Raw genomic sequence first — 22,939 nt, forward strand, 5'->3', positions numbered from 1 at the left:
TTTTCTTAATATTAATTATTTTACATCAATTAGATCCTGAAGTCTTTTTTACCATTAATTAGGATATTTTATCTAAAATTAAACAAATGATGATACCCATTTTGTTGCGATTTTTTCAACAGCTAGTATAATTAAAGGTTGTTGGTAAAGAAATGATACGGATACTCTAATAGGATGATGAAAACATGAAACGTGCACGAATCATATACAATCCGACTTCCGGACGAGAAATCTTCAAAAAAAACCTTGCCCAAGTTCTGCAGAAGTTCGAGCAGGCAGGCTATGAAACGTCATGCCACGCGACAACAGGGGAAGGGGATGCCGTACAGGCCGCCAGACACGCCGCTGAGCGGGAATTTGACTTGATTGTTGCGGCCGGAGGAGACGGGACATTAAATGAAGTCATCAACGGACTGGCGCCGTTGGAACACCGCCCCAAGCTCGGAGTCATTCCGGTCGGAACGACGAATGACTTTGCGAGAGCGCTCGGCATTCCGCGCGAGGATATTTTAAAGGCGGTTGACACAATACTAGAGGGAGAGGCCCGTCCGATTGACATCGGCCGCGTCAACGGCCAATATTTCATCAATATCGCCGGCGGCGGACGCCTTACAGAACTGACATATGACGTACCAAGCAAATTGAAGACGATGCTCGGCCATCTTGCCTATTATTTGAAAGGAATGGAAATGCTCCTTCCTTCACTGCGGCCGACCGAGGTCGAAATCGAATACGACGGCAAGCTGTTTGAAGGAGAAGTAATGCTGTTTCTCGTCATGCTGACGAACTCAGTCGGCGGCTTTGAGAAGCTCGCCCCCGACTCAAGCTTGAATGACGGCATGTTTGACCTCGTCATTTTAAAACGGACAAACCTCGCCGAATTCATCAGACTTGTCGGACTTGCCCTCCGCGGCGAACATATCAATGACGAGCATGTCATCTACACGAAAGCAAACCGCGTCAAAGTGACGGTCAAAGACAAAATGCTCCTCAACCTTGACGGCGAATACGGCGGCGAACTGCCGGGCGAATTCGAGAACCTCTACCGCCATATCGACGTCGTCATGTCAAAAGAAAAAGCGAGAAAATTGGATGATTGAACTTGGTCTAAAGAGCTGGCCAAGTTTTTCTTATAGCAGGTGAAAAAGATGAAACAAAAAGCCCCCGTTCAAAAAAATGAATATTACAATGTCGTATTTGAAGATTTAACACACGAAGGAGCCGGCGTCGCCAAAGTCGACGGCTTCCCGATTTTCGTGCCGAACGCGCTGCCTGACGAAAAGGCGCAGATTAAAGTGACCCGGGTCAAAAAAGGCTTCGCCTTCGGCCGCCTCATCGACTTGAAAGAAGAAAGCCGCTTTCGCACGGACGCGCCGTGCCCGATCTACAAGCAGTGCGGCGGCTGCCAGCTGCAGCACATCAATTACGAAGGCCAGCTTCTCTACAAGCAGAAGCAAGTCAAAGACGTGCTCGAGCGAATCGGCAAGCTCGATTTAAGCCGGATCACCGTCCACCCGACCCTCGGCATGGAAGACCCGTGGAACTACCGAAACAAAGCGCAGGTCCCTGTCGGCGAAAGAGAAGGCGGTCTGATCGCAGGCTTCTACCAGCAGCGCAGCCATGAGATCATCGACATGAACGAATGTCTGATCCAGCAGTCGGAAAACGACCGCGTCGTTCAAGCGATTAAAGAAATTTGCGGCAAATACGGCATCAAAGCGTACAACGAAGAACGCCACAAAGGCTGGCTCAGACACATCATGGTCAGATACGGCGCCGCGACAGGCGAAATGATGGTCGTCTTCATCACAAGAACAAACGACTTCCCGCACAAAGCGAAAATCGTCGAGGAGATCACCGCGGCATTCCCGCACGTCAAATCGATCGTCCAAAACATCAACCCGAAAAAAACAAACGTCATCTTCGGCGACGAAACAACCGTCATCTTGGGAGAAGAATACATTTACGACACCATCGGCGGCATCAAATTCGCCATTTCCGCCAGATCGTTCTACCAAGTCAACCCTGAGCAAACAAAAGTGCTCTACGACAAAGCGCTTGAATACGCCGAACTAAACGGCGAAGAGACCGTCATTGACGCGTACTGCGGCATTGGCACGATCTCGCTGTTTTTAGCGAAGCAGGCGAAAAAAGTGTACGGCGTCGAAATTGTGCCGGAAGCGATTGAGGACGCGAAACGGAATGCTGAGTTGAACGGCATTGAGAACGCTGAGTTTGAAGTTGGCGAAGCGGAAACGGTCATTCCGGAGTGGTATGAGGAAGGCATTGCGGCTGACACGCTAGTGGTTGACCCGCCGCGCAAAGGCTGCGACGAGGCCTTGCTGCGGACGATTTTGGAGATGAAGCCGAAACGTGTAGTGTATGTGTCTTGCAACCCGGGAACCCTGGCGCGCGATTTGCGGGTGCTGGAGGATGGCGGGTATGTGACGCGTGAGGTACAGCCTGTTGATATGTTTCCGCATACGGCGCATGTGGAGTGTGTGGCTGTACTCGTCAAAAAAGATAAATAAAAATCTAAAAACATAAGCCTCTCCAACCCAGGAGAGGCTTATAATGTTATATGAAGGTTCCATTTCTTGCATAAAGTCCTACTGAATAAAAGAGGTGTATCAAAATAGAACAGAAAATCTCGAATCAACTAACGATTAGTGAACAAATGAAGCGCGTTTTATCAACATATCAACAAGCAAAAAATGAGGAGTTTAAGGGGCACCCTTTGTTAGATCTTATTTGTCGTGAAATAAAGGATACTCTTTTTAAAGTTGTTGACTTAGATCCTAATATATATCATGTAGCAGGTTCGGTTGGAAAAGGCCGTTGGGCTGAGATTCCTTGGATTTCAATTTTTCTAAAGAACTTAACGACTTCGGCGACAAGAGGCTACTATATTGTTTACTTATTTAGTGCAGATGGAAGCGGTGTTTATGTAAGTTTGAATCAAGGATGGACATACTTTAAAGAAAAGTATGGTACAAAGATAGGTAGGGCGAAAATCCAAAAAACAGCTTCTATTATTAGAGAAAAACTAAATACCATCCCTCAAAATATGAACCTTTCAAATATCGATTTAAAGGGTAAAGGTGATCTTGCGAGGGGCTATGAGTTAGGACATGTATGTGGTTGTTTTTATGGTGTAAGCAATTTTCCGAGTTCAGAAGACATTATAAACGATTTACAAGCTCTATTAGTTACATACAAAGAAGTAGAAGGTCTTATCGGAAATCGATCGATAGAACAGTTTAATGATTTTATTCTGTTGCAGGAAGATGGCCAATTTTTAGAAGACCGGGTTAACGAAGAGGAGTATCAGATAGCGGCTCAAACCTTCATCATATCCGAGAATTCGAATGTCGGATATGAAATCAATCAAAAGAGAGAACGTCCGCAACCTATCATTAATCAAGGTGGTCAAAGGCAATGGACAAGAAATGCAAGTCTTGCCTCAAAAGCTATGGTGCTTTCGAACTACAATTGTGAAATTGATCATTCACACAAAACTTTTATCTCTAAATCTACCAACAAGCCTTATGTTGAATGTCATCATCTTGTCCCTATCGCTAAGCAAGTGAAGTTCAAATATGACTTAGATCAACTAGCAAACTTGGTAAGCCTATGTCCACACTGTCATCGTCTTATTCATTATGGTCAAGATGAGGAGAAGGAAAAACTGTTGAAAAAACTGTATGATCAGCGTAAGGATCACTTAAAAAAGGTAGGAATTGAAATTACTTTTTCAGAACTTAAACGAATATATGAAATATCGAATAATTAGATTCAAATTAAAAGCTTTGGTCAAGTGCTACCAAGGCTTTTTGCTTTTTAACATAATTGACAAAAGGATATTACAAAAATTTGCACATGTGATGAGATCATTTTAATAATAGATAACATCTTAAAGGGAAAGAGGGATTCGACATGAGCAAGGTCGGTTCAGAAGTGGTTACGAGGTTGTTGAACGAATTCCATTTGGCAACTAAAAAGCATAAATATTGAACAGGAGAAGTCAATGTTTTTCGAGGTGGAAGAGAATTAGAATGTGCTCGTTACTTCTCGCTGCTTGTGGAGCTGTGTCGGATGATGCTTTGCTGCGGACAATTATTGAGATAAATTCGAAGCGTGTAGTTTATGTTTTTAACCATGGAATCTTGGCGCGCAATTTGAGGATGCATGAAGATGTTTATCATCGCTATTATGAAACAACTATAGGCCATTTGACCAGGAAATTCGCTTCTTTCCGAAAAAAATAAAATAAATGTTGACGCTTTCATAAAACCGATATATACTTTAATCAAATCCAATATTGATAAATTAGACATGTGACTGGTCATGCAGGCAGGATCTAAAACCGATAAATTTTTTAATTTGTCGGTTTGGGTCCTTTTTTTATTGCCTAAATATAGGTCTCATGTTTCAGAAAAGGGGGAGAAACAGTGAATTACATACAAACAGCAAGAGACGTATTGCAGCATGTCGGCGGTAAAGAGAATATTGCCCATTTGGAGCATTGTTCGACACGACTCCGTTTTACATTGATTGATCAAAACAAGGCGGATGTACCTGCGCTTGAGAAAACACCAGGTGTCATCGCTGTCCGTATGTCGGGCCAATGCCAGGTCGTGATTGGAAACGATGTCATCGAAGTCTATGAGGAATTGACCGGCCTTCTCGGCGGAGCACTTTCTGGACAAAATGGGTCTTCCCATCAGCCGAAGGAAAAGCGAAAAGTGGGGACTGTACTATTAGACTTCATTGTCGGTGTTTTTCAACCGCTTGTTCCAGCCATTGCGGGTGGAGGGATTTTAAAATCGTTTCTCCTCCTCTTCTCGTTATTCGGATTCATTGATGCCAAAGGGCAAACGTATCAGATTTTAAATATGGTTGGCGATGCGCCGCTTTACTTCCTGCCATTGCTAGTCGCCGTGACGACAGCCAATAAACTAAAAGTGAATCCGCTTGTTGCATTATCGGCAGTCGGCGCTCTTATTCTGCCAAACATGACGGCGATGCTGACAGAAGGCGCTCAATTATTTTCATTCGATGTGAAAAATATTGCGTATGCCTATCAGGTGTTTCCGGCGATTTTATCTGTCCTGTTGTATACACAGGTGGAAAAATGGTTTACTCGTATTTCGCCAAAACCCATTCGTATCTTCTTCGTACCGATGATGTCTTTGGTTATTACAGTTCCGATCACTCTCCTGCTGCTGGGACCAATCGGTTTTACAGCAGGGCAAGGCTTCACAGCACTCATCCTTGCTATGTTTGACAAAGTAGGCTGGATTGCAGTTGCGATCCTTGCAGCGGTTCTTCCATTTATGGTTGCATCAGGGATGCACAAAGCGATGGTGCCGTACGCTGTAACAACAATGGGCAATCTCGGAAAAGAAGCACTTTACTTGCCTGCATCACTTGCACACAATATCGCCGAAAGCGGAGCGTGTTTCGCAATTGCCCTTCGTACAAAAGATAAAGTGCTTCGTTCAACTGCCATTTCTGCAGGAATTTCCGCATTCTTTGGCATTACCGAACCTGCATTATACGGGGTGACACTGCAAAATAAACGTGTGCTCAGCAGTGTCATGATCGGTTCTTTCATCGGCGGCATCTTCATTGGACTTGTCGGACTTCAAGCGTTTGTTCTTGTTGGACCTGGTCTTGCAAGTATGTCGATGTTTATATCTGACGAGCTTCCACGCAACTTCATGTTCGCAGTGATTGGTTTTGCCATCTCATTTGCTGTTGCGTTTGCTGCTGCCTTTATTTTAGGAAAGGATCGAAAGACAGAAGAAACAGAAAAAGAAGCAGAGCCAGGTGTTTTCGCTGAAAAACTTGGCGCAGATGAGACGTTCAAAAGTCCAGTCATCGGTCAAATGATTTCACTGTCTGATGTAGAAGATGACATATTCTCTTCAAAGGTAATGGGAGAAGGAATTGCCATTATTCCTTCAAAGGGTGAACTATATGCACCGATAGATGGCGAGATTTCTCTTCTCTTTGAAACAAACCATGCACTCGGTATGAAAACAGCAAACGGAGTTGAGGTTCTTTTCCACATTGGAATCGACACCGTTCAGCTAGAGGGCAAGTTCTTTAAACCATTGGTAAAAGTGGGGGATCAAGTCAAAGCGGGTGATCTGCTCATTCAATTTGAACTGGAGAAAATTAAAGAAGCAGGTTATGATCCAGTTACACTAGCAGTTATTACGAATACGGATCAATATGATATAAAAGTCACGCAATTAAAAGAGGTCAATCGTCAAGATACGTTGATGGTTGTTACACAATTAGGAGGGTAATCATGATGACAAAAACAAAAGGATTTCCGAAAGACTTTTTATGGGGCGGGGCGATTGCCGCAAACCAAGCAGAAGGAGCCTGGAATGTTGATGGAAAAGGACCGTCTGTTGCTGATATTGCCATGTACCGTTCGAATTTGAGTGTTGAAGATTACGAAGGACATCTTGCTGTTTCTTCTGAAAACATTGATCGTGCAATGAAAGACCCGGACGTAAAAAAATATCCGAAGCGCAGAGGGATTGACTTTTATCATCACTATAAAGAAGATGTGGCTCTCTTTGCAGAAATGGGTTTTAAAACATTGCGTATATCGATTGCATGGAGCCGAATTTTCCCGACAGGAGAAGAAGCAGAGCCTAGCGAGAAAGGCCTTCAGTTTTATGATCGTCTGTTTCAAGAAATTAAAAAACATAACATTGAACCGATCGTGACTCTGTCACATTATGAAATGCCATTAGCACTTAGTCTGAAATACAACGGATGGGTTGAAAGAAAAGTGATCGACCTCTTTGTGAAGTTCGCAAATGTGTGTTTTGAACGCTATAAAGATGTCGTAAAATACTGGCTTACCTTTAATGAAATTGACAGTATACACCGCCATTCTTTCATTACAGCGGGAATCATTCCTGATCGCTGTCCTGAAGGGAAAGTAGAAGAAACGGTTTATCAAGCATTGCACCATCAATTTGTGGCATCCGCTCTTGTGACTGCAGATTGTCATCGCATCATTCCCGGCAGTCAGGTGGGATGTATGCTAACGAAACTCACGACATACCCGCACACTTGCCATCCGAGTGATGTTGAACGCGCACTGAAGCAAAACCTTGATAACTATTTCTATGCAGATGTTCAAGTGTTTGGCGAATATCCGCCATTGATCAAACGCATGCTGGAACGAAAAAATATCAATATTAAGATGGAAGCGGACGATCTTGCCATTATAAAAGAACATACGGTAGACTTCGTTTCGTTTAGCTACTATATGTCCCTGACAGAATCTGCACAGGAGGGTCTGGAAAAAACAGATGGCAATACGATTCGCGGTGTGAAAAATCCATATTTGCCGTCAACAGATTGGGGCTGGCAAATCGATCCGGTCGGCTTAAAGATTTCGCTCATTGAATTGTATGATCGCTATCAAAAACCTCTCATTATTGTGGAGAACGGCATGGGTGCGAAAGATGTTGTCGAAAGCGATGGATCGATCCATGATGACTATCGTATTAGCTATTTCAGAGAGCATTTCCGTCAGATGAAAGAAGCCATTGAAGAAGGTGTTGATCTCTTTGGATATACCAGCTGGGGACCCATTGACATTATTAGTGCGGGAACATCTCAAATGTCCAAACGATATGGATTTATCCATGTTGATCAAGATGACGATGGCAACGGGACATTGAAGCGCTCACGTAAAGATTCATTCTACTGGTATAAGAAAGTGATTGAGACAAACGGAGAAGTATTAGACTAAAAAACCGCATTCATGAAAAGGTGATGGCGATGTTTAAAATAAAAAAAGTTTTAAACTCGAGTGTGGTACTGGCTGTAGACCAGAACCGACAGGAGATGGTTTTATGCGGCAGGGGCATCGGTTACGGACGAAAACCTGGGAATATGATTGAAGAAAAACAGGCTGATCAAGTGTTTATGCCAGTAGACAATATGAAGGCAAAGGAATTTCTCCAACTGTTGGATTCAATTCCGCAAGAATTTATTGAATTGACCCAGCAAATTGTTCAGCATGCAGAAGAAAGATTAAAAACAAAGCTAAATTCCGGTGTATACTTCACATTAATGGATCACTTGAATTTTGCAGTAGAGCGCTATAAAAAGAACATCAATATTACGAATCGCGTCTACTGGGAAATTAAAAACTACTATACGGAAGAGTTTGAGGCAGGGAATTATGCGCTTCAGCTCATCAATGAAACATTTGGGATCCAATTGCCGAAAGAGGAAGCGGCAAATATTGCGTTCCACTTAATCAATGCATTAGGTGAAGAGACAGAGTCAAAAGATGGAATGAAAAATGCAAAAATGATCGGGAGCATTGTCAACCTTGTCCGTTACACATTAAACATGAAATTAGATCAAGAAAACATCCACTACAGCAGATTTATCACACACGTTAAATTTTTCGTTGAAAGATTTTACGCTGATAAATTGCTGGCAAATCAGGAGAATGAATTATTTGAGCAAATTGCTAATTTATATCCGCAAGCAATGGATGTAGCTTTCAAAATTAAGGATTATATCAAGCAGGTACACGGAAACGTCATTCCGAATGATGAACTGACATACTTGGCAGTCCATATTCATCGATTGATTTCTTATCAGCAATTAAAATAAATGAGAGCCACTTGCCTTTGTGGAAGGCGAGTGGTTTCTTGTTTTTGAAAAAGAAGGAGCGTTTTTTGTTTATAGGCAAGATGAGTTGTTGATCACTACCAACAGTTGAAATTGACAACAAAAGGCTTTTTCAATTGTTGACAAAAACAGATTACTAATTGACAAAAGGTCATTACAAAAATTTACACGTGTGATAAGATCATGTTAAAGATAGAGAACAATCTTAAAAAGAAAGAGGGGGTTCGGCATGAGCAAGGTCGCTTCAGAGGTGGTTGCGGGGGTGTTGAACGAATTCCATTTGGCCATTAAAAAGCACGATACTGAGCAGGCAAAGCATCTTTTTGATGAGGCGAAGTCGATGTTTTCCGAGATGGAAGAGGATCAGAATGTGCTGGCTTATTTTTCGCTTCTTGAGGAGCGGTACCGGATGATGCTTTATGATGCGAGGGGAGAGCGGCTGCCGCGGGAGTCTTACTTTAATGATTCGCAAATCGAGTGCATCGAGCAGACGGATCATATGATCGATTACTATTTCTACTTTTTTGAGGCGATGCATGAAGCGTACAACAAGAATGTTGAGCGGGCGATCAGTCTGTACAAGGTTGCCGAGAAAAAACTGGCGAAGGTGCCCGATCAGATTGAAGCGGCCGAGTTTTATTTTAAAGTGTCCTGGCTGTATATGTCTCTTCGGCAAAATGCGGTTTCTCTCAATTATGCGAGAGACGCGATGAATATTTACAAAATGCATGACGGGTACGAAAAAAAGCTGGCGATTTCCCAAGTTGTGATGGGGACAAATTACATGCAGATGCAGCGCTTTAAAGATGCGGAGAAGTACTTTGAAGAATCGATTGAAATTTCCAAAAAGATTGACGATTCATTTTTAGAAGCGATGCTTCATCACAATATCAGCATTCTGTATTCCAATTCCGGCCGGTCTCAGGAATGCATTCTCGCCGTCCAGCATGCTTTGAGCAACGCCGAATGGTGCAAGTCAAGCTACTATATCAACTCGCTTTACATGCTGACCAGAGAGTTTTTCAAAATCGGCGAAACAGAAGCGGCCCTGTTCTATCATAAAAAAGGACAGGAGGAATTAAAGAAAAACGGGAATAAGCATTATGAAAAGAAAATAAATATTATTTATGAGCTGTATTGCCATGAAAACGTAAAAAGCATCAAAGACGACATCCATTCCTTGGACGAGATGAATGATTTAGACGGTGTCTGCGATCTTTCTTTGCTCATCTCAAGCTATTTTGAGAAAAAAGGAGATGACAAGAAAGCGCTGGAATTTGTTAAAATATTCATGAAAGCCGAAAACAAAATGAGATCATTAGGGAGTGAGGTATTGTCATGAAAAAATTAATTCTTTGCTTGTCGTTAACTGCTATGGTCTTAGGCGGAGCTGCTTTATCCCAAAGCCACAATCAGGCGTCAGGCGGCGTTCAAACAGCGGAGCTGCCGGTTGGGGGTTAATGTTCGCTGAAGTCCTTTTACAGGGCTTCTTTTTTAAATCATGAAACGGGGTGTGGAATTACAATGAATCTGCCAGAGCATGAAATATAAAAACCTTCCAGATTCGCGAGAGGCCCTCCAATCGTTTAAAACATATTTAAACATTAAAAATTGGAGGGGAATATTATGAATGACAAAACATTTCTTTCATATTTAAAGCACGCAGACAAGCCTTTCAGCGGCTGGGATTTTTCTTTCATTGAAGACACAGGACGAATGAAAAGCGACCTGCTTTCATGGTCATACGGAAGCATGGCTCTGTCTCTTATACAAGATTCCAAATCCATGCTCGATATGGGGACAGGCGGCGGCGAGTTTTTATCGAAATTGGGGCCGTTTCCTCCGTCAGCATACGCTACTGAATGTTATATGCCAAATGTGCCAGTCGCAAAGGAACGATTGACGCCTTTAGGGGTTCAGGTCGTTCAAATTGATGATGATGAAGAGCTTCCATTTGAATCCGGCCAATTTGACCTGATCATCAATAAACACGAATCATATTCAGCACAAGAGGTGAGGAGAATCCTTTCAAAAGGAGGACTGTTCCTCACTCAGCAAGTCGGCGGGCATGATTGCGAAGAAATCAATGAAAAACTTGGCGTGCCGCTAAATGAAGAATTTAAGGATTGGGACTTGGAAACAGCGTTAAAAGAAATAGAAAAGCAAGATTTTAAGATTCTAAAAAGCAGGGAAGAGTTTCCAGTCCAAAGGTTTTATGATATTGGGGCTCTGGTCTATTATTTGAAAGCCATTCCCTGGCAGGCGCCCGGTTTTGAAGTGAATCAATACAAGGATGAATTGTACGAGATTCATAAAATGATTGAAGAAAAGGGCTATTTTGACGTCACACAGTACCGGTTTATGATTTTAGCGGAAGCGATTTAGAGTTTGATCAAAGATTGTGCCTAAGAAGGGTGTCTCATATTATATGGTGACATCCTTTTTTTTCTTAAAGCCGGTTATTTATCCATACATCAGGAGGAAAAGCGATGTCATCCCAAACTGTTACCAATTATTTTCTCGATAGTGCGGCTGCGACTATTATGCGATGATTGTTACGGTGCTTGCTTTTTACTCTATTCGTTCATTTGGCCGGAATCGTGTTTGTGATTGCCGGAATCTTTGTCACGGTTGTGAAGAAGGAGCAGAAGAAAGGCAGCGGAAAACTCGCGTCTTAGAAGGATTTCCAAAAAAATGTCGTAAATTCGATGCATCAATTTGATGAAATCGCCCGGCCCTGGGGTATAATAGATTTTGTGAATGAAAGATTCAATGTTGAAAGAGAGTGGTTACATCATGGGCCGTAAATGGAACAATATAAAAGAGAAGAAAGCGTCCAAGGATGCGAATACGAGCCGAATCTACGCGAAGTTCGGCCGCGAAATCTATGTGGCGGCAAAGCAGGGAGAGCCCGATCCCGAACTGAACCAGAACCTGAAATTCGTGCTTGAGCGCGCCAAAACATACAATGTCCCGAAAGCGATTATTGAGCGGGCGATCGAAAAAGCGAAGGGCGGCTCTGAGGAAAATTACGACGAGCTGCGCTATGAAGGCTTCGGTCCGAACGGAGCGATGGTGATCGTTGACGCGTTGACAAACAACGTCAACCGCACGGCTGCCGATGTGCGCTCCACATTTGGCAAAAACGGCGGAAACATGGGAGTGAGCGGATCTGTCGCTTACATGTTTGATCCGACGGCCGTCATCGGCTTTGAAGGCAAAACGGCTGATGAAACGCTCGAATTATTGATGGAAGCGGATATCGATGTCCGTGATATTTTAGAGGAAGACGATGCAGTGATCGTCTATGCCGAGCCCGATCAGTTCCACGCCGTACAGGAGGCGCTGCAAAACGCCGGCATTACTGAGTTCACGGTGGCCGAGCTGACGATGCTCGCGCAAAATGACGTCGCCCTTCCAGAGGACGCGCGCGCACAGTTTGAAAAGCTGATTGACGCGCTGGAAGATCTGGAAGACGTTCAGCAAGTTTACCATAATGTCGATTTAGGGGCGTAAAAAGAGGCCCTGAAAAAATCGGGAAAGAAAAGATAGATGAACAGGAGGACGACCTGTTTTGTCTATCTTTTTTTATTGTAAAGTTAACTTGACATTTTATTTTTTTGTTAAGTATACTTTACGTATAGTGAACTTTACATTCCCAATGGAGGAAAGATGAAAACGTTAATAAAGGAAAAGCGCACTTCGCTGAACATGACACAAGAAGAACTGGCTAAAAGGCTTAATGTGTCGAGGCAAACGGTGATTTCCCTTGAAAAGGGAAAATATAAACCTTCACTCGTTCTGGCGCATAAACTGGCTCAAATTTTTGAATGTCTGATTGAAGATTTATTTATTTTTGAGGGGGATGAAAATATTGACTGAAACGATGACAAACATACTGATCGCTTTAGCGGGCTTAGGAATAGGCGTGCTCGGGATCGCAATTGTTTACAAAGTAAACAGACGAATTGGAAAAAAAGAGAGGCTGTTCGATGAGCGCCAGCAGAAGATTAGCTATCAGGCTAAGGCGCTCTCCTGGAACATTACAATGGCGGCCATTTTAATTGCCTGGGCGTTGGTGATCATTTTCCAAGGAATATCCTTTTCATTTTTCCTAATAACAGGTTTATATATCCTGCAATATTTATCAATGCTGATCACAACCGTTTATCTTGCTCAGAAAAACTGAGCGGTGCTGTTCCCCTTGTATCCGGATTTTACCGATTTATCGGTAAAATCTTTTTTTATATCCAAAAGACCCATAAGATTGAATTTTCTTGAAAGATTGCCGATACATAAGATGTAGTCTAACTTTTCCCAAAACTGTTTGATAGGAGATGGACTGAATGATTCAAATAACTGACCTCAACCGTCAATACATAGGAGGGGAATGGAGAGACGGCCAAAGTGAAAGCGTGTTGGCCGATCTGAATCCTTTTACCCATAAAACGATTGCCTCTTTTCGGAAAGCGACGCGGGAGGATGTCGATGCGGCTTACAAAGCTGCGCTTGAGGCGAAAAAGAAATGGGATGGCGTCAATCCCTATGAAAAAAGGGCAATTTTAGAAAAAGCCGCGGCTTATATTGAAGACAATAGAGAAGCGATTGTGTTTCTCATTATGGAGGAGCTTGGCGGAACACGGCTGAAAGCGGCTTTTGAAATCGATCTTGTCGTCAATATGATCAAAGAAGCGGCGGGCTTCCCGCTCAAAATGGAAGGCAAAATTCTCCCTTCACCGGTTGATGGGAAAGAAAATCGGATATACCGCATTCCGGCGGGAGTGGTCGGCGTCATCAGTCCGTTCAATTTTCCGTTCTTTTTATCTGTAAAATCAGTTGCGCCCGCGCTTGGCGCCGGGAACGGCGTTGTTTTAAAGCCGCATGAGGAAACACCGATTTGCGGCGGCACGCTGATTGCAAAGATTTTTGAAGAAGCCGGTCTTCCGAAGGGACTGCTGAATGTCGTGGTCACAGATATCGGGGAAATCGGCGACAGCTTCGTTGAGCATCCGATTCCGCGAATCATCTCGTTTACCGGTTCAACGAAGGTCGGCAGCTATATCGGGCAGCTGGCGATCAAACATTTCAAAAAACCGCTGCTTGAACTCGGAGGAAACAGCGCCTTGATCGTTCTCGAGGATGCCGATTTGGAATACGCCGTCAATGCCGCGACTTTCAGCCGCTTCACACATCAAGGGCAAATCTGCATGTCGGCCAACCGGATTCTTGTTCAAAAAGAAGTGTATCCGGAATTTTTAAAGCTGTTCAGCCAAAAAGTATCCGGGCTTAAAACGGGCGATCCGCTGGACCCTGAAACCGTTATCGGCCCTGTTATTAATGAACGCCAAGCTGAACATTTAAGAAAATCGATTGAAAAAGGCATCGAAGAAGGCGCCACACCGCTTCTGAAAGGCGATATTAAAGGCAATCTCGTCGAGCCGACGATTCTTGCGGATGTCACGCCTGATATGTCTGTCGCCAAGGAAGAGCTGTTCGGTCCGGTTGTATGCGTCATGCCGTTTGAGACCGAAGCAGACGCGGTTGAGATCGCGAATGACACGCCTTTCGGACTGAGCGGAGCCGTACACACGGGAAATGTGGAGAGCGGCGTTGCCATCGCAAAGCAAATCGAGACGGGCATGATCCATGTCAATGACACGACGATCAACGATGAGCCGCATGTCGCTTTCGGCGGTGAAAAGCAATCGGGGATCGGAAGGCTGAACGGAGAGTGGAGCCTTGACGAATTTACGACATTAAAATGGATTTCCGTCCAGCACCAAAAAAGGAGTTTTCCATATTAAGAGGAGGATTTGATACATGAATGAAGCAGTAAAAACGGACATCCACCCGCTGCTGGATGCTTTTGTGAAAGTGGCGCCGTTCCTGAATCAGCTGATTCAGGACGATGTGACAGTGGGGATTTACGATACCGAAAAGCTGATCGTCAACATCCCGGGAAAGACATTTTCCCTGAATGTCAAAGCGGGTGACCCTTTGCAGGAAGGCGATATTATTACAGACGCCATCCGCCAAAACAAAAAGAAAGTAAGCATGGTGCCTAAGGAGCTGTTCGGCTTCCCTCTTGCGGCGAGAGCGATCCCGCTCCACGACGAGAACGGAAGGGTTATCGGCGGAGTCGGGCTCGGCACGAGCCTTGAAAAATCGGATCAGCTTCACCGCGTCGCGGAAAGCCTGTCGGTCATCGTCGAGCAGACGGCTTCGGCCATTCAGGATATCGCCGAATCTGTCAGCGGCTTCTCCGGACAAATGTCCGACATCTCCAAGCAGGCGAAGGAAGTCAGTGAAAGCGCCGGAGAAATCGAGAAAATTTCAGTCACCGTAAAAGGCATTTCAGATCAAAGCAACCTGCTCGGGCTGAACGCGGCGATTGAAGCGGCGAGAGCCGGAGAGTCAGGAAAAGGGTTCTCCGTCGTCGCCGACGAAATCCGCAAGCTTGCGACACACTCAAAAGAAAACGTCGGCCAGATTGACCAAATCACGAAGAAAATCCACGCGTTATTAAAAGACCTTGAGCATTCGATCGAAGTCATCAATGAACATACGAGCGGCCAGGCCGCAGGTGTTGAACAAATTTCCGCCACGATGCAGGAGATCAGCAGCAACGCGCAAAACCTTGCCAAGATGGCGGAACACCAATTTGAAGACTAGAACTTTCACAGGCCCGCTGGCAAAATCGGCGGGCTTTTCTAATTTTTCATTTATTAAAATTTTATTTTAAATTTTTTAGAGGAATTTTCCCCGGTCAAAGCGAAAAGTGATGAATGGGAAACCGCTTTCAAGGGGGATGGGATAGATGAGAGTATATACAACGACTAAACTGACCGGATTGTTATTGGGGCCGATCAGTTTTTTGCTGATTCTCGGCTTGATACCGGAAGCTGAGCTGGCTTACGCGCCGCGAATCGTTCTTGCGGTTACAGCCTGGACGGCCGTCTGGTGGATTACGGAAGCCGTGCCGATTCCGGCGGCATCGCTCTTGCCAGTCATTTTGCTGCCGACATTGGGTGGTTTAGATATGGAAACGACGGCCAAAGCATACGGCGATCCGATTGTGTTTATGTATATGGGGGGATTTATCATTGCGATCGCCATCGAAAAATGGAATCTTCATAAACGGATGGCTTTGCACATTTTAAAGCGGATCGGGGCTGAAAGCCACCGGATCGTGCTTGGCGTGATGGCGGCGACTGCGTTTTTATCGATGTGGATTTCGAATGCTGCCACCGCTTTGATGATGCTTCCCGTAGCGCTAGCAGTCATTAAAGAAGTGCAGGAAAAAGAAATTTTAAAAGGCGAATCGCTGCAGAAGTTCAGCAAAAGCATTTTGCTGGCTGTCGCGTATGCGGCGTCGATCGGCGGACTTGCCACATTGGTCGGTTCCGTTCCGAACGCGGTGTTTGCTGCGATGTCCAAGCAGATGCTCAATCACGAAATTATGTTTTTTGAATGGTTTTTATTCGGGTTCCCGGTTTCCATTCTGTTTCTTGCCATTTTATATGTTTATTTAACGAAAATAAAATTTAAAGTGAGCGCTTTTCAAGGAAAAAAGCCTGATTTTATCGATCATGATTTAAAGGCGCTTGGCGCAATGACGAGGGAGGAAAAATCGGTTTTTACCGTTTTTTTATTAACCGCATGTTTGTGGATGTTCAAATTTATCCTTCCGTTTCAAATATCAGATACGTCGATCGCGATTTTCGGAGCGGTTCTGCTGTTTTTAATTCCGAGTACAAAGGATGAACGGATTTTGGAATGGAAGGATATGCAGTCGCTGCCATGGGGACTGCTTCTATTGTTTGGAGGCGGCTTGTCGCTTGCGGCCGGTTTTTCGGCGACCAATCTGACAGCATGGATCGGCGGCAAGCTCAAGCTGTTGGAAGGCCACCCTTACTTATTTGTCCTGATTATTTTGACGGCTGCGATTTTATTTATGACTGAAATCATGTCTAATACGGCTGTCGCCAATATGGTGATTCCGATGACGATCGGCCTTGGCGCCGCGCTTCAGGTCGAGCCGTACGGGCTGATGGCGGCAGCTGCGCTTGCTTCATCGTGCGCCTTCATGCTTCCGATCTCCACCCCGCCGAATGCGGCCGTCTTCAGCTCCAATCTGCTGACGATAAAGGATATGGTCAGGGCGGGCTTTTGGCTCAATATCGCAGGTGTCTTCTTGATTGTGATCAGCGCATATTTTTGGCTTCCGGCCGTCTTTCAATAATGTCCGCGAAAAAGCTCTCACTAGTTTTCTTGCATCATCTGCATTAAAATAAAGTTATGACATTACGTTAGGATTGGTAGACAGATGAGCATTTTTAAAGCGGAAGGTTTATATAAAACTTACGGAGACAAAACATTATTTGACCATATATCGTTCCATATTGAAGAAAACGAACGGATCGGCTTGATCGGACCGAACGGAACGGGAAAAAGCAGCTTGCTGAAAGTGATCGCCGGCCATGAATCGACCGAAAAAGGAGACATCACAAAGCCCGGCAGCCTCCATATCGAGTACTTGGATCAGGATCCTGATTTGGACGGTCCGGAAACCGTGCTTGAGCACATTTATTCGGGAGATTCCGTGATGATGCGGACGATGAGGACGTATGAGCAGGCGCTTCAGGAGCTGAATGCGGCGCCTGATGATCCGAAGAAGCAGGAAAACCTGCTGGCGGCGCAGGGGAAAATGGACGAACATGGCGCCTGGGACGCGAATACGGCGGCAAAAACGATATTGACGAAGCTTGGCGTCGCGGATGTGGCAAAAGAAGTGAGCTCCCTTTCCGGGGGGCAAAAAAAGCGTGTTGCGATTGCGAAAACATTAATTCAGCCCGCTGACCTCCTCATTTTGGATGAGCCGACAAACCACCTTGACAATGAAACGATCGAATGGCTTGAAGGCTATTTGAGCGGGTATCCGGGCTCCGTCGTCCTCGTCACCCATGACCGCTATTTTTTAAACCGGGTGACCAACAGGATCTATGAACTGGATCGAGGGCGCCTATACACATACAAAGGGAACTACGAAGTGTTTTTGGAAAAGCGGGCCGAAAGAGAAGCGCTCGCCGAACAAAACGAAACGAAGCGGCAAAACCTTCTCAGAAGGGAGCTTGCTTGGCTGAGAAGGGGGGCCAAAGCCCGTTCGACAAAGCAAAAAGCAAGAATTCAGCGGGTGGAGGAACTAAAGGAGCAGGACGCGCCTGAAACCGGTTCTTCCCTTGATTTCGCGATCGGCTCCCACCGTCTCGGCAAGCAGGTGATTGAAGCGGAAGGCGTTGACATCAGCCGCGGCGGGAATCAGCTTGTCCGTTCATTCAATGAACTGATTGTGCCGGGGGACCGGATCGGCATCATCGGACCGAACGGGATCGGCAAAACAACACTCTTAAACGCGCTTGCCGGGCGCATTAAGCCTGACGGAGGACAGATCACGATCGGCCAGACCGTAAGAATCGGCTATTATACACAGGATCACAGCGAAATGAACGATGCGCTGCAGGTCGTCGAATACATCAAGGAGACGGCTGAGGTCGTCAAAACGGCCGACGGACAAGTGGTCACAGCGGAGCAGATGCTGGAAAGGTTCCTCTTTCCGCGGAGCGTGCAGCGCAACTTGATCCGCAAGCTGTCAGGCGGGGAAAAGAGGCGCCTTTATCTCTTGAAAGTGCTGATGGAGGAGCCGAACGTCCTGTTCCTCGATGAGCCGACAAACGACCTTGATACCGAGACGCTCGGCGTGCTCGAAGATTATTTGGAGCAGTTTCCCGGCGTTGTCGTGACCGTATCCCATGACCGCTATTTCCTTGACCGCGTAGTCGACAGGCTGCTTGTATTTGAAGGCGGCGGAAACGTATCGCGTTTTCAAGGTTCCTACAGCGAATATATGGAGAAGCAAAAGGAGAACAGCCGTCAAAAGCCGGCGTCTGAAGCCGCAGAACCTGTCAAACCTGAGAAAAAGAAAAGGAAGAAACTGTCTTATAAAGATCAGCTGGAATGGGACGGCATCGAAGACAGAATCGCCGCTCTGGAAGAAAAGCATAAACGGCTTGAAGAGGAAATCGCCGCCGCCGGCAGCGATTTTGCCAAAATCCAGACATTGATGGAAGAGCAGGCGCAAACAGCCGAAGAGCTCGAAGCGGCAATGGAGCGCTGGACAGAGCTGTCGCTGTTGATCGAAGAGCTTGAACAATCGTAACTGTCTGCTGATGGCCGCATTATGTGTTCTCTTGTTTATAAAAGCAATGGGCTGCCGCAAAGAAAACAGAAGAGGCTCGCTGGCATTCTTTATGATGTTCAGCATCGTCTGCTTGACCACGCTCATCATTAAAATTGTAAAGCTCGGCCATTTTTTCGGCCGAGCTTTTTAACATTTGGAAAACGACAGCCGCGCCACGGCATCGTGCAAGTGAATCGATTCTTCGTTCCGGCATTCGATCTCAAAGGCGGAGATCCAGTCCATTTCGTATAAGTCGGCAGCTGTTAAGCGGAGGACGTCTTCTACAAATCTTGGATTCTCATAAGCCTGTTCAGTCACTCTCTTTTCATCGGGTCTTTTTAAGACGGGATGGAGCTTTGCGCTTGCGTTCGTTTCCGCTGCGGCAAGAAGCTCGGCTTTGAAATCGTCCGGCATCTCCGCCTGTTCATTGATATGCGCGGTGATCTTGATTATGCCGCGCTGGTTATGGGCGCTGTATTCGCTGATTTCTTTTGAACAAGGGCAGAGCGTCGTCGCATGGGCGGTGATGCCGGCGGTTTGCGAAAAGCCTTTGTTTTCATGATAAGAGACTGTCATATGGATATCGGCATGCATCAGTCCGGACAATTTGGTTTCCGGGCTGATGCGTTCGAAATACCATGGAAAACTGACGGAGACGGATGCGCTTTCCTGTTCCATATTGCCGGCTAAATCCTTTGCAAAATCTTTCAGTGTATGGAAGTCAACCGTCCAGTTTGCTTCGTGATAGCGCTGCAGCTGTTCTGTCAGGCGGCTCATATTGATTCCTTTGCGGTCGCGCGCAAGGCTCGTCGTAAAGGAAAAAGCGCCGATCGTCGTTTGTGTAAACGGCTTGAGCGAGGAAGCAATCAAAATCGGATGCGAAACGTTTGAGACACCGACATGGTCAATGTCAAAAAAATAGTCGTTCGGTGTATTTTGAATATCCTTCATCTGTTCTTTATCAGTCGGTTTTATTCCTTTCACGGCTTCGACAGATCCGAAGCGGCGGTGGCGTTCGGGTTTTGCGGGCAAATGCAGTTTGCGTTCCATTGATGAGACCCCTTTCTTCAGTAAATAGAAATAGTTCCTATTTATTTTGAGGCAATGCTGTGATAAAATCAAGTGGTCATGTCTAAAGCATGCAAATTAAATCGAAATGATTTCGTTTAGGGAGTGGTTGTTTTGCAGCATAGCGAAATCGTCATTGTTGGAGCGGGACCCGCAGGTATTGGAATGGGGATCGTTCTGAAAAAACTCGGTTTTAAATCGTTTACGATTTTGGAAAAAGACCGTGCAGGAGCTTCATTCCGAAGCTGGCCTGAAGAAATGAAACTGATAACGCCGTCCTTTACCGGGCAGGGATTCGGGGCTTTGGATTTAAACGCTGTTGCTCCGGGAACATCCCCTGCCTTTACTTTTCAACGCGAGCACTTGAGCGGACGGGAGTATGGAGATTATTTGGCGCTTTTGGCCGATCATTTTCAGCTTCCAATTCAAGAAGGCACATCGGTTCGCAGCGTTCATAAAGACGACGGCGGTTTTTCAGTTGAAACAGATAAAGGCACTATGAAGGCCAAAGACGTTATTTGGGGAGCCGGTGAATTCCAATTCCCGAAATATTCGTTTCATGGTGCAGAGATTGGCATCCACAACAGCAAGGTCGCCAGATGGAGCCAATTTGAAAAAGCCCATTTTTACGTGGTAGGCGGCTATGAGAGCGCAATGGATGCGGCGGTACAACTGGCGTCCTATGGCAGCGATGTGACGGTTGTGATGCCGAATTCGCTCCGCGAAAACGCTGAAGCCGATCCGAGCAGGTCGCTTTCACCTTACACATGGGAGCGTCTAGAAGATGCGTATGAAAAAGGGAAGGTTCAGTTTTTGGAAAAAGCCGTTGTAGAGAAACTGGCGAAAAACGGACCAGCCTATGATTTATATTTGTCAGACGCGAGGAAGATCCGTTCGGAAACACGGCCGATTATCGCGACAGGCTTTCATTCCGGCGCAAAACAAATCGAGCATTTGTTTGAATGGGGAGAGAACGGCAAGCCGCTTTTAACAAATGAAGACATGTCGACCGTGACGGACGGTCTTTATTTAATCGGGCCGAGCGTTCAGCATCAAAACGCGGTCTTTTGCTTCATTTATAAATTCAGGCAGCGATTCGCCGTCATCGCCGAGCATTTGTTGAAAAAACGAAGGTTTTCGATCGATGAAAAGGTGCTGACAGAATACAGGGAAAATCAAATGTTTCTCACAGATTTGAGCTGCTGTGAGGTGCAGTGTGAATGCTGAAAGAACCAACGCGGCGGCAGCGCATGCTCTTCATCGGACTCGAATCGGTCGGAAAAACAACGCTTTTTTCAGCGATCACTGATCAGAGGGCAGGCGAAGCAGCAAATGTGAAAGGATCGACGATATTTGCGGCTGAACGGGAGATCAAAAGCCTTCCGGGCTGGCAAGCCATTGATACACCGGGCATTCGGGAGGATGGCAGCGTGTCGAAACGAGCGCTGAAAAAAGAGATCGAAAAGGCCGATGAGGTGGTTGCCGTCTTGCGCGGCACCCATTTTTCTGAAGAGCTGAACGCGGTCTTGGAGCTGATTCCGCCGGAAGCCCGGCGCGTCTGCTTTATCGTTACGTTTCAGGATAAAATGACGGACGCCATGCGCCGGAAGCTTTCTGAGCAAGTGGCCAAGCACAGTCTCCCGGTCCTGCTGGTTGATACGAGAACCGTGACAGACGATAAAAAAGAGCGGATCATCGCTTTTTTAAGAAAAGAGGCTGAATTTCATCCGCTCAAACGGAGGCGGATGAAACAGATTGAACTTGAAAGTGTGGCTGTTCAGCAGTCTGTGTTTCATCGTCCCGTAGCGGGGCCTGTAGTGAGCGCTGCACTTTTATGTTTGTTGTTTATGGCGCCGATCGTATTGGCTTATCATACATCAGAGTGGGTGCAGCAATCTGCGGACAAATGGGCGGTTGAACCGCTCCAAAATGCGGTCGGGGGCTTGCCGTCATGGCTGGGCGCGGCATTGGCGGGGAACTATGGCCTGTTATCCCTTGGCATTTACTCGTTTGTTTGGGCGTTTCCTGTCGTTTTGTTTATGTCTATAGCGAATGCTGCAGCGGATGATTCGGGTTTAAAGGACCGGATCGTCGATTCATTGGACCCGCTGATGCGGAAGATCGGTCTGAACGGCCGTGATTTAGTTCCGCTTTTGACCGGATTTGGCTGCAATGTCGTGGCCGTTCAGCAGACGCGGTCATGCAGCATGTGTACGAGAAAGCGCTGTGTATCGTTTATTTCTTTCGGATCAGCGTGCAGCTACCAAATCGGTGCGACGCTGTCGATTTTTCATGCTGCGGGAAGGGAGTGGCTGTTTATTCCTTACCTCGCTGTTCTTGTTGCCGCAGCGGCCGTTCATAACCGGATATGGTATCGCATCGATCAGAAATGGGCCGCTTACTTCGAGCGACGGCAAACGTTTTTGCAGAAGCCGTCCTGGAAAGGGATCGTCTTTCGAGTAAAAGAAGTGCTTCAGCAATTTATCTTTCAGGCGATGCCGATCTTTCTCATCATTTGCCTGGCGGCGACCGTATTGAATGAACTCGGTGTCATCCGTCTTGTGACATTGCTTGTCTCGCCTGTTTTAAGCCTGTTCGGCGCTCCAGAAGATGCGGCGCCTGGCCTTGTTTTTTCCCTGATCAGGAAAGACGGCATTCTCTTGTTCAATGAAGGGAATGGAGCGCTTCTTGACATGCTGCCGGGAGCAACGCTCTTTCTGCTCATTTACTTGGCATCAACCTTTACTCCATGCATGGTGACGGTTTGGACAATTGCCAAGGAACTGGGGATGAAAACGGCGGCAGCCATTATGGGAAAACAGATGGCCACTTCAGTCGTTTCGGTTTTGATCATCATGATCATCTTGAAGCTGACGCTTTGCATTTTTAAATAAAGTGTGGTGAAATAAAATATAAATCGTAATAATTACTATTTGATAAGAGGAAGGA

The 22,939-nt window shown here is 45.8% G+C and carries 19 protein-coding genes; 18 read left to right on the forward strand and 1 reads right to left on the reverse strand.

Features of this window, described 5'->3' with window-relative positions; genetic code table 11:
• Positions 1 to 185 precede the first annotated feature (185 nt).
• The 16 genes from MKY62_RS03710 to MKY62_RS03785 all read left to right on the forward strand — a co-directional run bounded on the left by MKY62_RS03710 (position 186) and on the right by MKY62_RS03785 (position 18,901).
• The gene (locus MKY62_RS03710) at positions 186 to 1,100 is read left to right on the forward strand and encodes a diacylglycerol kinase (RefSeq protein ID WP_003179624.1); all 915 of its coding nucleotides are present in this window, start codon (positions 186 to 188) and stop codon (positions 1,098 to 1,100) included.
• Positions 1,101 to 1,148: 48 nt separating this feature from the next.
• The gene (gene rlmD, locus MKY62_RS03715) at positions 1,149 to 2,531 is read left to right on the forward strand and encodes a 23S rRNA (uracil(1939)-C(5))-methyltransferase RlmD (RefSeq protein ID WP_003179626.1); all 1,383 of its coding nucleotides are present in this window, start codon (positions 1,149 to 1,151) and stop codon (positions 2,529 to 2,531) included.
• Between the two features lie 146 nt (positions 2,532 to 2,677).
• A complete protein-coding gene (locus MKY62_RS03720; protein WP_003179643.1) occupies positions 2,678 to 3,793 on the forward strand; it encodes a DUF3578 domain-containing protein in 1,116 nt (371 codons plus the stop codon).
• Positions 3,794 to 4,451: 658 nt separating this feature from the next.
• Positions 4,452 to 6,317 (forward strand): beta-glucoside-specific PTS transporter subunit IIABC, encoded by a 1,866-nt coding sequence (locus MKY62_RS03725; RefSeq protein WP_003179645.1) that lies wholly within the window; start codon positions 4,452 to 4,454, stop codon positions 6,315 to 6,317.
• A gap of 5 nt (positions 6,318 to 6,322) precedes the next feature.
• The gene (locus MKY62_RS03730) at positions 6,323 to 7,789 is read left to right on the forward strand and encodes a glycoside hydrolase family 1 protein (protein ID WP_339614131.1); all 1,467 of its coding nucleotides are present in this window, start codon (positions 6,323 to 6,325) and stop codon (positions 7,787 to 7,789) included.
• 29 nt (positions 7,790 to 7,818) lie between these two features.
• Complete coding sequence (locus MKY62_RS03735; protein WP_003179649.1) at positions 7,819 to 8,667, forward strand: PRD domain-containing protein; 849 nt, start codon at positions 7,819 to 7,821, stop codon at positions 8,665 to 8,667.
• Positions 8,668 to 8,914: 247 nt separating this feature from the next.
• Positions 8,915 to 10,027, forward strand: a complete 1,113-nt coding sequence (locus tag MKY62_RS03740) for a Rap family tetratricopeptide repeat protein (RefSeq protein WP_003179651.1) — start codon at positions 8,915 to 8,917, stop codon at positions 10,025 to 10,027.
• Positions 10,024 to 10,146: a PhrK family phosphatase-inhibitory pheromone gene (locus MKY62_RS03745; RefSeq protein WP_011197633.1), complete on the forward strand. Its 123-nt coding sequence runs from the start codon at positions 10,024 to 10,026 to the stop codon at positions 10,144 to 10,146. Before MKY62_RS03740 ends, MKY62_RS03745 begins: the two co-directional genes overlap by 4 nt.
• 165 nt (positions 10,147 to 10,311) lie before the next feature.
• A complete protein-coding gene (locus MKY62_RS03750; protein ID WP_003179654.1) occupies positions 10,312 to 11,070 on the forward strand; it encodes a class I SAM-dependent methyltransferase in 759 nt (252 codons plus the stop codon).
• A 411-nt stretch (positions 11,071 to 11,481) separates the two neighbouring features.
• Complete coding sequence (locus MKY62_RS03755) at positions 11,482 to 12,201, forward strand: YebC/PmpR family DNA-binding transcriptional regulator (protein ID WP_003179658.1); 720 nt, start codon at positions 11,482 to 11,484, stop codon at positions 12,199 to 12,201.
• Between the two features lie 156 nt (positions 12,202 to 12,357).
• Positions 12,358 to 12,567, forward strand: a complete 210-nt coding sequence (locus MKY62_RS03760; protein WP_003179660.1) for a helix-turn-helix transcriptional regulator — start codon at positions 12,358 to 12,360, stop codon at positions 12,565 to 12,567.
• Entirely contained in the window at positions 12,551 to 12,874 is a 324-nt protein-coding gene (locus MKY62_RS03765) for a DUF2178 domain-containing protein (RefSeq protein ID WP_223307071.1), read from the forward strand. The genes MKY62_RS03760 and MKY62_RS03765 overlap by 17 nt, the downstream gene beginning before the upstream one ends.
• A gap of 157 nt (positions 12,875 to 13,031) precedes the next feature.
• Positions 13,032 to 14,489, forward strand: a complete 1,458-nt coding sequence (locus MKY62_RS03770; protein WP_003179663.1) for an aldehyde dehydrogenase family protein — start codon at positions 13,032 to 13,034, stop codon at positions 14,487 to 14,489.
• Positions 14,490 to 14,505: 16 nt separating this feature from the next.
• A complete protein-coding gene (locus MKY62_RS03775; RefSeq protein WP_003179665.1) occupies positions 14,506 to 15,357 on the forward strand; it encodes a methyl-accepting chemotaxis protein in 852 nt (283 codons plus the stop codon).
• A 145-nt stretch (positions 15,358 to 15,502) separates the two neighbouring features.
• Entirely contained in the window at positions 15,503 to 16,927 is a 1,425-nt protein-coding gene (locus MKY62_RS03780; RefSeq protein WP_003179667.1) for a DASS family sodium-coupled anion symporter, read from the forward strand.
• Between the two features lie 84 nt (positions 16,928 to 17,011).
• Positions 17,012 to 18,901 (forward strand): ABC-F family ATP-binding cassette domain-containing protein, encoded by a 1,890-nt coding sequence (locus MKY62_RS03785; RefSeq protein WP_003179669.1) that lies wholly within the window; start codon positions 17,012 to 17,014, stop codon positions 18,899 to 18,901.
• Between the two features lie 168 nt (positions 18,902 to 19,069).
• On the opposite strand, the gene folE2 is transcribed toward MKY62_RS03785, so the two are convergent.
• Complete coding sequence (gene folE2 / locus MKY62_RS03790) at positions 19,070 to 19,972, reverse strand: GTP cyclohydrolase FolE2 (protein ID WP_003179674.1); 903 nt, start codon at positions 19,970 to 19,972, stop codon at positions 19,070 to 19,072.
• A 132-nt stretch (positions 19,973 to 20,104) separates the two neighbouring features.
• Between folE2 and MKY62_RS03795 the strand changes: the two genes are divergently transcribed.
• Together MKY62_RS03795 and MKY62_RS03800 are read left to right on the forward strand one after the other, a co-directional pair.
• Positions 20,105 to 21,217, forward strand: coding sequence for an NAD(P)/FAD-dependent oxidoreductase (locus MKY62_RS03795; RefSeq protein WP_003179677.1), 1,113 nt, complete (start codon positions 20,105 to 20,107; stop codon positions 21,215 to 21,217).
• A complete protein-coding gene (locus MKY62_RS03800) occupies positions 21,211 to 22,884 on the forward strand; it encodes a nucleoside recognition domain-containing protein (protein ID WP_003179680.1) in 1,674 nt (557 codons plus the stop codon). Before MKY62_RS03795 ends, MKY62_RS03800 begins: the two co-directional genes overlap by 7 nt.
• Positions 22,885 to 22,939 lie beyond the last annotated feature (55 nt).

The sequence above is a fragment of the Bacillus sp. FSL R7-0646 genome (genome assembly GCF_037969865.1).
GTDB classification, from domain to species: Bacteria; Bacillota; Bacilli; order Bacillales; family Bacillaceae; genus Bacillus; species Bacillus licheniformis.